Annotated in this window: 13 protein-coding genes and 2 pseudogenes; 5 read left to right on the top strand and 10 right to left on the bottom strand. The window is 38.5% G+C overall.

Annotation, left to right across the window (positions count from 1 at the left end; all coding sequences use genetic code 11):
* Nucleotides 1–20 precede the first annotated feature (20 nt).
* Nucleotides 21–698 carry a hypothetical protein gene (locus AWM71_RS04760; protein ID WP_060776888.1) on the bottom strand — a complete coding sequence of 226 codons (678 nt, stop codon included), beginning with the start codon at nucleotides 696–698 and terminating at the stop codon, nucleotides 21–23.
* A gap of 112 nt (nucleotides 699–810) precedes the next feature.
* On the bottom strand, nucleotides 811–1,071 hold the full coding sequence (locus tag AWM71_RS04755) for a helix-turn-helix domain-containing protein (protein WP_060776887.1): 261 nt from the start codon (nucleotides 1,069–1,071) through the stop codon (nucleotides 811–813).
* A gap of 293 nt (nucleotides 1,072–1,364) precedes the next feature.
* Between AWM71_RS04755 and galE the strand changes: the two genes are divergently transcribed.
* Together galE and AWM71_RS04745 are read left to right on the top strand one after the other, a co-directional pair.
* Complete coding sequence (gene galE, locus AWM71_RS04750; protein WP_060776886.1) at nucleotides 1,365–2,381, top strand: UDP-glucose 4-epimerase GalE; 1,017 nt, start codon at nucleotides 1,365–1,367, stop codon at nucleotides 2,379–2,381.
* A gap of 284 nt (nucleotides 2,382–2,665) precedes the next feature.
* On the top strand, nucleotides 2,666–3,217 hold the full coding sequence (locus AWM71_RS04745) for an LOG family protein (protein WP_060776885.1): 552 nt from the start codon (nucleotides 2,666–2,668) through the stop codon (nucleotides 3,215–3,217).
* A gap of 73 nt (nucleotides 3,218–3,290) precedes the next feature.
* Here AWM71_RS04745 and AWM71_RS04740 read toward each other — a convergent pair whose 3' ends face one another.
* The 4 genes from AWM71_RS04740 to AWM71_RS04725 all read right to left on the bottom strand — a co-directional run bounded on the left by AWM71_RS04740 (nucleotide 3,291) and on the right by AWM71_RS04725 (nucleotide 6,491).
* Nucleotides 3,291–4,160 (bottom strand): SIR2 family NAD-dependent protein deacylase, encoded by an 870-nt coding sequence (locus AWM71_RS04740; RefSeq protein WP_060776884.1) that lies wholly within the window; start codon nucleotides 4,158–4,160, stop codon nucleotides 3,291–3,293.
* Nucleotides 4,161–4,174: 14 nt separating this feature from the next.
* Nucleotides 4,175–4,960 carry a protein-ADP-ribose hydrolase gene (locus AWM71_RS04735; protein WP_060776883.1) on the bottom strand — a complete coding sequence of 262 codons (786 nt, stop codon included), beginning with the start codon at nucleotides 4,958–4,960 and terminating at the stop codon, nucleotides 4,175–4,177.
* A gap of 77 nt (nucleotides 4,961–5,037) precedes the next feature.
* Complete coding sequence (locus AWM71_RS04730; RefSeq protein WP_060776882.1) at nucleotides 5,038–5,370, bottom strand: glycine cleavage system H family protein; 333 nt, start codon at nucleotides 5,368–5,370, stop codon at nucleotides 5,038–5,040.
* Nucleotides 5,371–5,456: 86 nt separating this feature from the next.
* Nucleotides 5,457–6,491, bottom strand: a complete 1,035-nt coding sequence (locus AWM71_RS04725; RefSeq protein WP_060776881.1) for an MsnO8 family LLM class oxidoreductase — start codon at nucleotides 6,489–6,491, stop codon at nucleotides 5,457–5,459.
* Nucleotides 6,492–6,657: 166 nt separating this feature from the next.
* Between AWM71_RS04725 and AWM71_RS04720 the strand changes: the two genes are divergently transcribed.
* Entirely contained in the window at nucleotides 6,658–7,881 is a 1,224-nt protein-coding gene (locus tag AWM71_RS04720; protein ID WP_060776880.1) for an NADH-dependent flavin oxidoreductase, read from the top strand.
* A 54-nt stretch (nucleotides 7,882–7,935) separates the two neighbouring features.
* Here AWM71_RS04720 and AWM71_RS04715 read toward each other — a convergent pair whose 3' ends face one another.
* Nucleotides 7,936–8,856, bottom strand: coding sequence for an L-lactate dehydrogenase (locus tag AWM71_RS04715; RefSeq protein WP_060776879.1), 921 nt, complete (start codon nucleotides 8,854–8,856; stop codon nucleotides 7,936–7,938).
* Nucleotides 8,857–9,095: 239 nt separating this feature from the next.
* Here AWM71_RS04715 and AWM71_RS07945 point away from each other — a divergent pair.
* Nucleotides 9,096–10,911: pseudogene (locus AWM71_RS07945) on the top strand (FAD-dependent oxidoreductase); the annotation flags it as partial.
* Between the two features lie 110 nt (nucleotides 10,912–11,021).
* Nucleotides 11,022–11,675, top strand: coding sequence for an endonuclease III (nth, locus tag AWM71_RS04700; protein ID WP_060776877.1), 654 nt, complete (start codon nucleotides 11,022–11,024; stop codon nucleotides 11,673–11,675).
* A gap of 1 nt (nucleotide 11,676) precedes the next feature.
* Here the strand turns inward: nth and AWM71_RS04695 are convergent, their stop codons facing one another.
* The 3 genes and pseudogenes from AWM71_RS04695 to AWM71_RS07940 form a co-directional block, all read right to left on the bottom strand.
* A complete protein-coding gene (locus AWM71_RS04695; protein WP_060776876.1) occupies nucleotides 11,677–12,687 on the bottom strand; it encodes an alpha/beta hydrolase in 1,011 nt (336 codons plus the stop codon).
* A gap of 459 nt (nucleotides 12,688–13,146) precedes the next feature.
* Entirely contained in the window at nucleotides 13,147–13,647 is a 501-nt protein-coding gene (locus AWM71_RS04690) for a C39 family peptidase (RefSeq protein ID WP_060776875.1), read from the bottom strand.
* A 208-nt stretch (nucleotides 13,648–13,855) separates the two neighbouring features.
* Nucleotides 13,856–15,293, bottom strand: a pseudogene (locus tag AWM71_RS07940) (IS3 family transposase).
* Nucleotides 15,294–15,389: the final 96 nt, after the last annotated feature.

Below are 15,389 nucleotides of genomic sequence, written 5' to 3'. Positions count from 1 at the left end.
TGTCTCCTTTTTATAGATTTTTACTCAAAAGATATCAATTTGCGATAAATCTTCTTCAATTCTTCACGAACATCCTCTGGAGAAATTACTTTAGACTGTCTTCCATAATAAAGAACATGCTCAAATAACGTTTTTTCTCGAATTAAAGGGTCTTTTACTAAAGGATTACTTCGAATTAAATCATAAAGTAACACCAACGGAATATAGGCTTTATTCAAACTCTTCATCATCGAAGAATAAGAAGACTTTAAAACTAGCTTCAATTCACTTAATGAAACTAAAACAACTTGGTTATTTCGAGGAATAATATCTCGAAATAAAGATATATTGACATAAGCCCTTACAGGATTCCTTTTATGATTAAAATAAACAAACAAACCTTTATCAATGATTAACGGAATATGTTTTTTAACATCCTCTTTCATATTTAAACTATTTACAGAATTGGTGACCGCAAGAGACAGTAGCTTTTCCAATTTCTCACCGGTTTGTATAAAATCTCCCTTATCCGTTAAAATAATAGCTTTCTGTCTAGTTACTGTCTCTAAAGTTCCTTTGCATTCAAAAATCAATAAACTTTGATTACAAAAATTAACGAAATATCCTTCAGATTCTTTTGCCTCTTTGTAATAATAACTAACTTTAGCATAATCTGAAAGATCAATTAACTTTTCTGGTTTATATTTTTTTCCACACATAGTTTAAGATCCTTTTGACAATTTTGCATAAGCTATCATTCCCCTTGTGACAAAAATAACTATCAAGGAAAATTTTCCTCAATAGTTACTTTTGTCTCTTTGATTTGCTTACTTAATGCAGATCAACATCTATAATTAACTCGGCTCCGACAGAGTTTACAATTTCTTGTAAAGTCCCCAAACTTATATTTTGTTGACGAGATTCTACTCTCGAAATATAACTCTGCTTTCGTCCTGAAACTTCTGCTAACTGTGCTTGGGATAAGCCCCTTTCTCGACGTATTTTTAGCAAAACGTCGGAGGCTTTCGCGCTCGCTTGCTGCCTAGCAAAATGTTTTTCATCAAGCGTCAAGTCACTAACCGCTTTTCCCATAATTTCGCCTCCTAAATAAACATATTTTCACAATTCTTATTATACAGAAAAGGTGAATACTTCACAATGTTTTATAAAAAATTTATCACCAATTTTTTTATCGCCCTATTTTTATTTTCATTGTTAAAAAAACTCTTCTTTATTAAGTATACAAAATATTTCCAAGAAGAACAATTTTTGTGAAAGCGCTTTTAATAATGTTTAACGAATTTTTTCAATTTCTTTCTCCTTTTCGATGATATAATACAATTAATTAAACGCAAAGATAAACGCAAAGAAAAAAGGAGAAAATTATGTCCATATTAGTTACTGGTGGAGCGGGATATATCGGTTCCCATACAACTGTTGAATTAATTCAAGCTGGTTATGATGTCGTTATTGTTGATGATCTTTCTAATAGTAAGGCAACCGTTATTGATCGCATCGAAAAAATTACTGGCACACGTCCACGTTTCTATCAAGTGAATATTCTGGACGAAGAAAAGCTTGACCATATTTTTCAAACAGAAACGATTGAAGCTATCATTCATTATGCTGCCTTTAAAGCGGTCGGCGAATCTGTTCAAAAACCTATTAAATATTATTCTAATAACTTAGGCGGATTATTATCCATTCTTAAAGCCATGAATAAACATAAGGTCCAGCGTATTGTTTACTCTTCAAGCGCAACAGTATATGGAACAGAGAATCCTTCTCCTCTCTCTGAAAAAATGTCAACTGGTCAAGTTACGAATCCTTATGGCTATACCAAGTTAATGGGAGAACGAATTCTAAAGGATACTTCCAAAGCCCATCCTAATTGGTCAATCACCATATTGCGTTACTTTAATCCAATTGGTGCCCATGAAAGCGGATTGATCGGCGAGGATCCTCAAGGTATTCCAAACAACTTAATGCCATATATTACCCAAGTAGCCATCGGTAAATTAGAAAAACTCCATATCTTTGGGAATGATTACGATACTCCTGATGGGACCGGTGTTCGCGATTATCTTCATGTCGTAGATCTCGCCAAAGGTCACGTGGCCGCTATTCGATATGCTGAAGAACATGAAGGATTAGAAACTATTAATTTAGGAACGGGGCAAGGTTACTCCGTTCTCGATTTAGTTCAAACTTTTGAAAAAGTTAACCATCTTTCCCTTCCTTATGTGATTGATCCTAGACGTCCAGGAGATGTGGCTTCCTGCTATGCAGATCCTTCTTACGCCAAAGAATTACTCGGTTGGCAAACAGAAAAAACATTAGACGACATGTGTAGAGATTCCTGGCATTGGCAAGAATCTAGCCCTCATGGTTATGATGAATAGTCTCCAACCTTTTAACACAAATTAAAAACAGGCTGGTCATAAGGCCAACCTGTTTTTAAGGGGTTAGTAATCATGATGACGAACTGTGAATCTGGTCACATTTCCTTTAAATAGGAGTTATCATCATATAGTTATTGTAGCGTTTTTAAACTTTTTTGTCAAAGTCCGTTTTTCAAAGTCGCATCACTTTTTAGACTTTTTTCTTCACTAAAGGACTGGATTTTCAATTCTTTAAATTCAAAATATTTTATATCAATTTATTGTCAAAAAGGAGACATTATGTCATGAAAATTACTGTTTTTTGCGGTGCAAATTCTGGGAAAAAATTGAATTTTAAAACCGCTATCCAAGAACTCGGCCAATGGATCGGTCAAAATAATCATCAATTAATCTATGGAGGAGCTAAGACAGGTTTGATGGGCGTTTTAGCAAACAGCGCCTTAGAAAACGGCGCTTATGTTATCGGCTATATTCCCGAAATCCTTGTTCACCGCGAAAAGCCTCATCAACATTTGAGTGAACTCCACGTTTTAAAAACAATGGATGAAAGAAAAGCTAAACTCATCGAAAGTCCAGATGTTATGATTGTCTTTCCAGGAGGGATTGGAACAATGGAAGAACTTTTCGATGCTTTAGTATGGAAACGACTCCACCACGCTACTACTCCAATTATCATTTATAATCTTGATCATTTCTATGACCCATTAAAAACCACTCTAAAAACCATGTGTGAAGCTGGATTAATCCCTCAAGAAGAGTTCGATCACTATATCTTTGCTAGTTCTCTAAAAGATATCGCATCTCATCTTCTAGAAAAAAAGTCCTCACTTCATTAACACACAAATTATTTTAGAATTTTCTCTTTTAAAACAGCTCGCCTTCTCTCTAAAGGAAGACGAGCTGTTTCATTTACAAGGCTTGAATCACATCCGCTAAATTCTCTTTTAATCGACGACTCTGGGAGCGAATATCCTTTGGAATATGGTAAGGTTTCTGATTCATCATCACATATAGGGCTTTTGGATTTTCTGCTGTCCATTCTTGGAAAGGTTCCCGTATAAATTGAGGGGTCGTATTCCCTACCCCAATTTCTAAGTAAAGGATTTTCTTACCTTTATTGGCTTGAATGAACGCCTCATAATCTGCTTGATGACGATGCCAGTCTGCATCTTCTACCATACCATTTTCAGCAGTTCGTTTATTTACTTCTAAAGGTTCAGAACACACCGGACAACGAGGCACGAGTTCACTAGGGATCTTCATGTCTTTTTGTTGATCGCGCATTTGATAAAGTAGGTCATCCTTTCGATAAGTCTTTGGATGACAGTGCTTGCTACATTGCATCAACACATATTTGCCTTGATAGTAATGAACTTTATCTTCTGAGAAACCTGCCTTCGGAAAAGAATTATCTGCATTTGTGGTGATCACATAATAATTTTTCCCTTGCAAAAATTGATTCAGGTGTTGATAAGACTTACCAGCTTCTTGCTCAATACCGTTCATAATAGCAAAGCGACTCGCAAATGCCCAGTATTCTTCCCAGGTAGGATAATCATATAAAAAAGCCTGCAGCATGTCCAAGAGATGATATTTTTTAATAAAGTCAGGAAAAGCTTTTTCAAAGCGCGATCCAATATAGGTAAATCCATCAGCTGCAGACATTCCTGCGCCAATACCAACTACAATCGCTTCGGCTTCTTCTAAAGCCGTTCGTAAAAAATCAGCTTCCTTATCAGCCGATAATTGCATAGCACGCCAAAGAGATGGTTCTTCCATAATAACTTCCTTTCCTATTTCACGTGATCTTCTAATAAGCGATGATAAATTTCTTCATCTTTTGATGTAAAGACATTGAATATGACTCGAAGAGAAGATTGATTTTTTTCGAGATAATCTCTCACAGTCCGGTAAGCAATTTGTCCAGCTAAGTCTTTAGGAAAATGAAATTCTCCTGTAGACAAACAAGGAAAGGCTATTGTCTTTATCCTTTGTTTATCTGCTTCTTCTAAACAAGATAAATAACATTTCTTTAGGAGGTCTTGCCTTAATCCACTCACAGGAAGCTTATCCACGTGAGGGCCTACCGTATGAAAAACTTTTTGAGCGGGCAAATGATAGCCTAACGTCCATTTCACTTTACCGATGGCTTCTGCATGACCCTGTTTCGCCATCTGATCAGCTAACTCCAAACGCATGCGTACGCCTGCTCGTGTTTGAATCCAATTATCAATACACTGGTGATTAGGAATGAAGCAGCCTAATAATTTCGAATTAGCGGCATTGACAATCGCATCGACCTCTAAATTAGTGATATCTCCTTTAAAAAGATACAAATTTTCTTTTTTTAAAGAGATCTTACTTAAAGGGACCTTCACTCTTCCCGCTTGGTTCCATATCGGCAAGAATTGATCTTCTAATTGAAGATAAACTGGATCAATAGCAGAAGCGGGTCTTTGATTGATTAACCCCCGCCATTGATCCAATAAACCGTCTTCTTGAAAAGAAACTTCTTCGCCCTTTTCTTCTAAGAGATACCTAATCATTTCTTTAAGTAGCGTTTTAGCTTTTTCTTCCATTTCTTTTCCTCTTCGTATAGCCTTCAAAATCAAAAAAATCTATGTGAAAAAGACAAGTCTTTTCCACATAGAATGTCTTAAGCTTCTTCTAATGCGTCAAAATCTGCTTCGTTAACATCTGTTAAACGAACAATCCAATTTTCTTCAGCTTTTTCAGAATTCAAAAGTGCTGGCTTATCTTCTACGGCTTTATTACGTTCAACCACTTTTCCTGAGATAGGGGATTGAATTTCCATAACAGTTTTGGAGGCTTCAAGGTTCAAAATAGGAGCATCTTTTTGAAGAGAATCTTCAGCTGCAAATTCCACAAAACCCACAGTTCCGATATCATCTTGTAACTCTGGTGTCATAGAAAGTGTGTAAGTATCGCCTTCCTTTTCAACAAATAGGTAATTCCCACGTTTTATCATAAAATCATTCCTCACTTCTTTTAATAGCTTTCACTCCATTGTAACATATTCTTTTAAATTAAACAGCCCTTCTTTTTAATTAGAATTTATAACTGAATTTCTTGACAACATTCTGCCAAAAGTTTCAGGCTTTTCTTTCTTTGTTCAACTCCGGGCATTAAAGGCATTAAGAGCACTTCATCCACCTGCATCCCTTGACACCATTTTTGAAGCTGCTCTTTTACTTCTTCTTTAGTCCCAGTTATCATCCGATGTTTGTTCTGAGAAATAACAACTGCTTCCTTTGCGCTGATCGTGGTTTGTCGAGTTTCTTTAAGCGTTGGGAAATGTTTATAATAAGAAAACTGATCTTTTCCCATTAACCACAAATCCAAAATCTTAGTTAATTCTTTAGCCCTTTGTTCTTCATCATCAATCGCAACAAAAGCCGCAAAAATGACATGTGGTTCTGGCAGAGCTTTTGAAGGTTTAAAATATTTTCGATAGGCCTCTGCTGCTTGGCGGCCAATCTCTAAGGCTTTTTCTTGAGCTTGAGGGAAAATCCCATAGACATACCCTAAGCCTAACTCTGCCGTAATTTTAGCTCGTTTCACAGAATTAGAGAGTACCCACATTTCCGGAACCTCTGTAATTTTGGGATTACAGTGTAAAATAGCTGAACAGGTCTTTTCTTTACTTGGTGAGCCTTCTTCAGTTAACTTATCCGTTAGATAGTCATAAACATCTGCTAACTTTTCTTCATAAGAAGTTTTATCTTTGGTATCCAAAGCCTTATGAACTACCGCAGTTCCTTGATTATTGCCCAAGCCTAAATCAACTCGTCCTGGGTGATAAGCCGCTAACGTTTTAAAAATTTCTGCTACTTTATAGGGACTATAATGAACAACCATCACGCCTCCTGACCCGACTTTAATATGCTGGGTCTTATTCAGCACTTCCCCCATAATAATTTCTGGACTGGCCGAAGCGAAAGCGGGTAAATTGTGGTGCTCTGCTATCCAAAATCTCTTATAGCCTAACTCCTCTGCTAATTGGGCCATTTCAATCGTATGCCCTAAGGCTTGTTGAGCCGTTTCTCCTTCATCAATAATCGCATAATCTAACACACTATAATCTATCATTTTATCCTCCCGTCTAATCCCTAACCTCTTCCTTCTTATACTATCATTTTTAAGGTGAGAATAAAACTTTTATAACCTTCCTCAGCCTTCTCTGAATTGATTTTTTTCTATTAGAGCTTACAATAAAAGAAAAAGACTTTTTAATTGATAAAGATAGGAGATTTATATGAATGCACAAACCACACAAAAATATCAACCCTTGTTCCAACCTATTCGGTTACCCAATGGCATTGAGCTTGCTAATCGCTTCTCCCTCAACCCTCTAACGACAAATTCTTCTAGTCTCGAAGGATTTGTCAGTGAAGAAGATATTGCCTACGCTAAAAGGAGAAGTCACTCTGCCCCTCTCCAAGTCACTACTGCAGCTTACATCGAGGATTATGGTCAACTCTTTGAATATGGCCCAAGTGTCCGTGATGACCGATTTATCGAAGGACTCTCTAAACTGGCTAACGCCATGAAACAAAATGGAGCCAAAGCTATTCTTCAATTAACTCATGCTGGACGTTTCGCAAAAGCTACCTTAAAAGACTATCACGTCGTTTATGGGCCTTCCTACATGCATCTCCAATCTCCAGTGGAGCATGATGTCCTACCTATGAGTGAGCGAAAAATTAAACACGTTGTAGAACAATACGCACAAGCTACCCGACGAGCTATTGAAGCCGGATTTGATGGAGTAGAAATTTCTAATGCCCAACGTTTACTTCCTCAACAATTCTTCTCTCCTTTTTCGAATAAGCGAACCGACCAGTACGGACCACAAACCTTAGAAAACCGTGCAAGATTTGGAGTAAAAGCTACCCAAGCTATCCAAAAAATGATTGATGCTTGTCACGCTACACATTTCATTCTCGGGTTTAGAGGAACCCCAGAAGAAAGAAGAGGCATGCAAGTGGGGTACACCGTCGATGAATTCAACGATTACTTTGATCGATTACTTGATGTAGCAGATATTCAATACTACGCCAGTGCTTCTTGGGGGCACGACATTTACTTAGATAAGGCAAGAGGCGGAAAATATAAAGGAGAATACGTCAACCGTATTGTCAAAGATCATCTTAATGGTCGAGTTCCTCTGATCGCAACCGGCGGCATTAACACCCCTGATAAGGCCCTAGAAGCTCTACAAAATGCAGATATGGTGGGATTATCTTCTGTATTTGTAATGGAACCAGACTTTGTTGACAAACTAGAACGTGGGGAAGAAGATCAGCTCGACCTTTCTTACCGTTCGGAACGGCTAAAAGACTTAGCAATTCCTGAAAAAGCCTTTAAAGATTTAGTCGAATTTATGGATTACGGTGGGTCCCTCCCTAAAGAAACTAGAAATGACCTTCGTCAGCTTTCCCCTCAAAATTCTATAAGTTACTTTAAAGACTATCATTAAATCAAAATAAAGCAGCAGGTTTCAAAAATACTCTGCTGCTTTATTTATGCTTTTTTACTCTGAATAATTCGCTTTTGCAAGAATCGTTTCTGCAGAACGTTTTAACTTTTCTAACTCCTCATCGGTTAATTTTAACTGACATTGTTTTATAATTCCTTGTCTTCCCACAATTGCAGGATAAGAAAGATAAGTGCCGTATTCTTCTCGATAATTTGAAACCGGCAACTCCTCATGGGCATCTGAAAGTATGATTAAAACTAATCTCACAACCGCTGCCGAAATTCCATAATTTGTGTAGTGCTTTCCGAAAAATACCGTATGTCCACCCTGACGCGTCTCCTCTTCAATTGCTTCCAAATCGGCAGCCATCTCTTCAGATAAATCATATATATTTCGATCAAAAACAGAAACATTAGACCATGCCACAAATTGAGAATCTCCATGTTCTCCTAAACTGTAACCTTGTACAGACTTAGGATGCACCTTGAAAAATTTCCCTAAAGATCGATGCAAGCGAGCTGAATCGAGTAAAGTTCCTGTTCCTATCACTCTTTCCTTTGAAAGTCCTGTGCCTTCTTGATAAAGCATACAAATCGCATCACAAGGGTTCGTTACGACCACAAGAATTCCCTTAAAACCTGAACGTTTAATTTTTTCGCTCACTTTAGCCACTTCTTCCTTGTTATGGCGAAGCTCTGCAAAACGATCTGGCCTTTGAGGATCGATAAGTTTCATATTTCCTAAGGTAGAGATAATCACATCCATCTCCCCTAATCGTTCATAATCATTCACGATGATATTCACATGGTAAGGCAAATGGGTTAAAGCATCCTCAAAATCAATCGCATCTGCTCTTACTTTATTTTCATTCTTATCAATCAATACCAAATCATCTACTTTTCCTTCGATAATTAATTGATGGGCGACAGCTGCGCCAACATTTCCCATTCCAATAATAGCGACTCTTCTTGTCATCTCACTCATCCCTTCTTTTTATTTAAATTGTTACTAATATACCACTTTTCTTATAAAATTTAAGTCTTTTTTTAATAATTCTTTGTAAATATATCTACAATTTTTTTGCTTTATTTTTGCCTTATATCTTAACCTTTTTCACAAAGTTGTTGAGAGCGCTTTCATTATTTACAGCTTAGTTTTATCTTTTTATAATATAATAAGCACATAAAGGGAAGGTAGATATTATGAAAGAAATGTTTCAAGCAGGCACGTATCATGTTCGCGCGAAAGGTCACAACGGCTCCTTGCCAGTGACCTTGTCCTCAGATCGGATTGAAAAGATCGACGTGGACTCTAGTAAAGAAAGTAAGGGCATTTCCTATCCTGTCTTTACCACTGTTCCGTCTTCTATTATTGAAGGACAAGCGCTGAATGTGGACACTGTTTCTGGTGCCACCATTTCAAGTTTAGGAATTATTGAAGAAGTAGCAGATGCTATCCGAGAAGCAGGTGAAGATCCCGAAATCTTCAAAAAACGTCCAAAACCTAAAAAAGAAGCAGACGAAGCCAAAGATTTAACCACAGATGTTGTAGTTATTGGGGGAGGCAGAGCTGGTCTAGCAGCTGCAGCTACTGTTCTTCAAAACAATAAAAAAGTTATTTTACTTGAGAAATTCCCTGCTCTAGGAGGCAACACTATTCGGACAGGCGGCCCCATAAATGCGGCTGATCCAGAATGGCAAAAAGAATTCTCAGCTCTAGCAGGTGAAGCGCACACCCTCGAAAATATCGCTGCTACAGATGAAAAAGAAATTGATCCAGAATATCTTGAAGATTTCCGTCAATTGAAAAAAGAAATTCACACTTATCTCGAAAAAACAAAACAAGGTGAAAATTACTTATTCGATTCCACCTTACTTCACCGTATTCAAACCTACTTAGGCGGAAAAAGAACAGATCCTAATGGCAACAAAGTCTACGGTAACTATGATTTAGTGAAAGAATTAACCGACCATGCTCTAGAATCTGTTCATTGGCTTGCAAAAATTGGGGTTGATTTTGATAAAGGAACTGTTGAAATGCCAGTAGGTGCTGTGTGGAGACGTGAACATAGACCAAAAGCAGACCAAGGATACGCTTTTATTAGTGCTCTAGAAAAATATGTCACGAACAACGGCGGCGAAATTCTCCTCGATGCACGTGCTACTGAGCTTTTAACGGATGAAAATGGGCGTATGGCGGCATCAAGGGAGAACCAATCACCGTTCACGCGAAATCTGTTGTCCTTGCCACAGGTGGTTTTGGTGCCAACACTAAGATGTTGCAACAATACAATACCTTTTGGGAAAAAATTGATGACGATATTAAGACCTCTAATTCACCTGCTCTTACAGAGGACGGGATTCGTTTAGGTCAACAAGTCAACGTAGATCTCGTAGACATGGGTATGATTCAAATGTTACCAACTTGTGATCCTCAAACAGGAGCACTTTTCACTGGTTTACAGGTTCCTCCTGCTAACTTCTTAATGGCGAACCAACAAAGGAAACGTTTCGTAAATGAATTTGGAACTCGCGATGAAATCTCCAAAGCTGCCATCGCTAACGGCAGTCTATTCTACTTGATTGCTGACGATGAAATTAAGAAGACCGCTTACAACACCAATCAAGAAAAAACGGAAGAACAAATTGCTTCAGGCGCTCTTTTCCGTGCAGATACCATTGAAGATTTGGCAAGAACCCTGCTGTCTTAAAAAAAACGGTAGACACTTATAACCACTACGTTGATCAAGGGGAAGATCCTGACTTCCATAAGAATGCTTTCGATCTCAAGATTGAAGTTGCTCCATTCTATGCTACTCTTAGAAAACCAGCTGTTCACCATACCATGGGTGGTTTAAAAATTAATACGAATGCAGAAGTTTTGAATTGTCAAGATCAAGTTATTGCTGGACTATTCGCTTGTGTCGAAGTTGCCGGTGGCATCCATGCAAACAATCGTTTAGGTGGGAATTCTCTCTCAGACATCTTCACTTTCGGACGCATTGCGGGTAGAAGTGCCTGTCAATTTTAATGCAGTCATCACCTTTTAGGGCTCTTTATAGAGCCCTTTTTTATAGAAGCAAGATTCCTCCTTTTTTCCTCTGTCTTTGCTACAATAGACAAAAAGAAAGGAAAATGCTCATGTTATCTAACGAAAATGCTTATTACCTACTCCAAGAGATTATTGCTCTCTATCCAAAAGTAGAAACCGAACTTCATCACCGCAATCCCTTTGAACTTTTAATAGCTGTTATTTTAAGCGCTCAAACCACCGATCAAGGGGTAAATAAAGTTACACCTGCGTTATTTCGTGACTATCCAACCCCTGAAGCCCTCGCTCAAGCTCATCCTAAAGATTTAGAACCTTACCTTCATACCATAGGTCTCTACAAAAACAAAGCCAAATATATCCAACAAACCGCTCAACAAATTGTGACGCGTTTTAACGGAAAAGTGCCTTCCAATCGAAAGAATTTAGAAAGTTTAAGTGGAGTAGGTCGAAAAACAGCGAGTGTGGTGCTCAGTATCGCTTTTGATATTCCCGCCTTTGCAGTAGATACCCATGTTCAACGTGTCTGTAAACATCACGCCATTGTGCCCAAAGACGCTACCGTTCTACAAGTCGAACAACGCGTCACTTCTCTTCTTCCTCCCACCCAATGGCGCCAAGCTCACCAAGCCCTTGTCCGATTTGGCCGATATATCTGTACCGCTCGTCAACCCCATTGTTTTGACTATCCACAACTCTTTACCCTTCCACTCAAACAGGAAGAAGATCAACTTCCTCATCTCTAATTTAAAAGGACGTTCGTTTAAAATCGAACGTCCTTGCTTTATTTTGCTTGATATTTTCAATAAAGCTCTGAATTTTCTCATAGTAATCGGGATGATACTTGGCTTCTGCATGTTTTCCTGTTTCATAAATGAAGAGATCTTTCTGACCCCCTGTTTTAGCTTGATAGAGACTTTGGACCATCTCTACAGGAACAAATGTATCCTCTTTTGTATGGAGGAAGAAAATAGGAAGCTGGCTCTGGCTGACTGCCTGCTCTACATCGCCTTCTTTGATGTCATATCCCGCTCTAAATCTCCCCACAGCTCTCGCCATATCCAAGACTGGAAAACTCGGTAGAGAAAAACGAGCCTTCAATTCAGAAGCAAAGATCGCCCAAATACTTGTATAAGAACAATCCGAAACGATAGCTTTCACTTGATCTGGAAGCTGTTCGCCACTCGCCAATAGCACAGTTGCTCCGCCCATTGACGTTCCATGGTAAATCACCCGACTGTCCGCGTCTTGATCAATTACCCACTGAGTCCATCTCTTCAGATCTTCCTTCTCCAAAAGCCCCATCCCAATGTAGTCGCCTTCACTCTTCCCACATCCTCTCTGACTATAGGTGAGCACATGATAGCCCGCTTGATAAAAATGTTGAGCTAAAATTTGAGACTCCTCTTCACTCGATTGATAGCCGTGAACCACAATCATCCAATTGTGCGTAGGTGAAATTTGCCGATAAGCGTGACCCGCCAAGCGTAAGCCTTCCTTCGAAGAAATACTTACTTCTTCTGTTTGCTCCTTAACTGCCGTTAACCAACGATCTCTCGCTTCTTTTTCTTCTTTTTTCCTCCGAGCGAGTCCCTCATTCTCTTGTTTAGGATCTTTCACTTTTCGTTCCTGTCCTCCATGCTGAGGCACTAAAGCATAATTCACAAAATAATTGCCAACTACACCTGTCAAAATCACTGTTCCTAAAAGAAAAGCTATTCCTCCACTGATGAGTCTTGCTTTAAATTTTTTTACCATTCATATTCCCCTATCTTTTTAGAATGTTATTAACTCAATGGTATTGCTTAATTTTAAGGGGTCTTCTTTATAAATGCAAGCTTAAAAATTAGTCCCTTCCTCTAAAAAAAGGGGAACAGGAGAACCTCTCCCATAAGAGCAAAAACCTTCCTTCAACAAATTGCTACACCAACCTAAAAAGCGCTAGCCTCTTTGTCGATTGATACAAAGAAGCTAGCACTTTTTCTATAACGATGCTCCGCATTCTTAATGGCACTACCCGCCATAGTTAGGCTCACCACAGATAACGGTTGCCTCGAGCAACTCTCTTGGGGGCATGATTTTTAAACCGCCATATACGGGATCTTGCGCCCTGGTCGAAGGATCTAAGTAGTAGACATACTCAATCGACCGCCTATCTTCCCGCCACTTGTAACCAATCCCTATCACATTATGATCTCCTGGCTTGCCACCATACACTCACCCAGAATCAATCGTGTAATACATGGGGTAGCCATCTTTGATATTTCGGTTATGCGTCCCATAGGGTTCATAAGTTCTCATTTTCATCGCTAACGTGTGTTGGTCGATCCGAATCCCTCTCGCGGATAGCATCATACTAACAGTTGTTGGCGCACAATAATACCAGACTTCTTGCAGTTGGGGAGAGACCAGCAAGACCTGCTTGAGCGAAGCCTGCTGAGGTAAATCTGTTGCTTTCGTTTCTGTCTGGGATTTCTCACTGGAGGGTTGAGAGGGCTGACGACTTGCGACTACTTGAAGGGATGCTTCCTGATCAGAGGATTGGTCTCCGGGAGCAATGCCTGCAGAAGAAGGCGCTTCTTCTAACGTCCGGGGCTCTGTCGCTACTTTCTCTCTGAAAGTCTCTTCAGTCGGAGCGCCTACTCGACAATCTGAACAGCCAAAGCTGACAAGTAAAAAGACTAACGAAAAAATTAATTTCAAGCTCTGCTGTTTCATGATTTCTCCTCCTTAAACCAATACATCCTCATCACGCTATTCTCATTCGTAAAAATTTCTCCTTTAGGAATCTGATCTTCTTCCTTTTTAAATTGAACCCAAAAGATTCCTTTACTAGATAAAAAAAGAACACTCTCTTTATTATTGATGTGACTCCAAAAAGTTAGACTTTTTTAAACGTAGTAGTTTTATCGACTGCTACGTTTTTTTATGTAGCCGTAAGGCTGATCCGATATTGAACAGGACTCATCCATCCTAGTCGTTCTTTGATTCGTTTTTCGTTATAGTACTTGATATATTTCTCTATGGCGGATTTTAATTCTTCGTAACTGTAATAGATAACCCCATAATAAATTTCTTGTTTTAGTAAGCCAAAAAAGTTTTCCATCACTGAATTATCGTGACAGTTGCCTTTCCTGGACATACTTTGGAAAATTCGTTCTGCCTTTAAGCAATCTGTATAACTTTTCATCTGATAAGCCCAACCCTGATCTGAATGAAAAGTACGACGATAAGGACAATCTGATGTTACTTGAATGGCTTGATCTAAAGCTGTCATCACATTGATAGCAGAAGGGCTTCTATCGATACTATATCTTAAGATTTCGCTATTAAACATATCCATAAAGGAATCTAAATACAGCTTAGCTTGTGCATCGTCATACGCCCCTTTTTATCGACTTCGTAATATTTAAATTCAGTCGTATCAGTTGTCACCTTTTGGTGAGGAATCGAGGTGCAGAAACGACGATGGATTCTATTAGGCGCTATTCGACCATATTTACCTTTATAGGAATTATATTTTCGACTTTTTCTCGCATATGAAGTAACTTGAAGCTTTAATTTTTGCATGAGTCGTTGAATTTTTTCCTTATTGATCAGAAAGCCTTGATTTTTCAGCGCAGCGGTCATACGCCGATAGCCGTAATCTTTATTTTCTTGGCAAATTTCTATGAGTTTTGTTTCAATTTCTTGATCTGGATTTTTTCTATTGAATCTTTTCTGCCAGTACATAAAAGTGGCTTTTGGCATACCTGTATATTTGAGAAGGTCTTTCAGTTTGAATTGTCCTCGGAGGCTGTGTATGATGTTACCTTTTTTTTCGTTTTGGCTTCTTCCTCTAAACGCAACCTCCTCAACTCTTTTAAAAAAGCATTCTCTAACTTGGCCCAATATCATTCATCTTCCAACTGTTTAATCCGATCTGTACTCGTATCTACTGAATCTGCCCCATTGGGACGTTTGCCTTCCTTCTCTTTCTTTTCTCTTGTTTGTTTATCCATCGTCGGTTTACGCCCTTTCTTATGGCTTCTCAATGCATCAGGACCAGCTAATCGAAAGCGAGAAACCCATTGAGCAACAAGGGCTGCATTCATTATCCCCATCTTAATCGCTATGTCCTGATAGGAGAGTTCACTTGATAAATATAATTGTACAATAGCTAGCTTCGCTTCAAAAGAATAAGAATTTTGTTTTCTAGACCTCAATAAGCCTTTATCCCCATAAGCCTTGTAATTAGCGATCCATCGTCGAATTTGACTTTTACGTTTTATTCCATATTGTTTAGCAAGAAATGCGCAGCCACCTTTACCTTCTAAGTAAGCTTGAACAACTTCTTTCTTAAATTGATAACTATACTTCGACATAAAAATACCGACCTCCAAAAGTTAGATTTTTGGTCTAACTTTTGGGGGTCGGTACATATACATAATCTATTTTATTTTCGACATCCAACAGATAAT

Origin of the sequence: Aerococcus christensenii, from assembly GCF_001543105.1 — a bacterium.
GTDB classification, from domain to species: domain Bacteria; phylum Bacillota; class Bacilli; order Lactobacillales; family Aerococcaceae; genus Aerococcus; species Aerococcus christensenii.
Note: the sequence above shows the minus strand (reverse complement) of the source record. Positions and strands in the feature narration are given on the sequence as shown.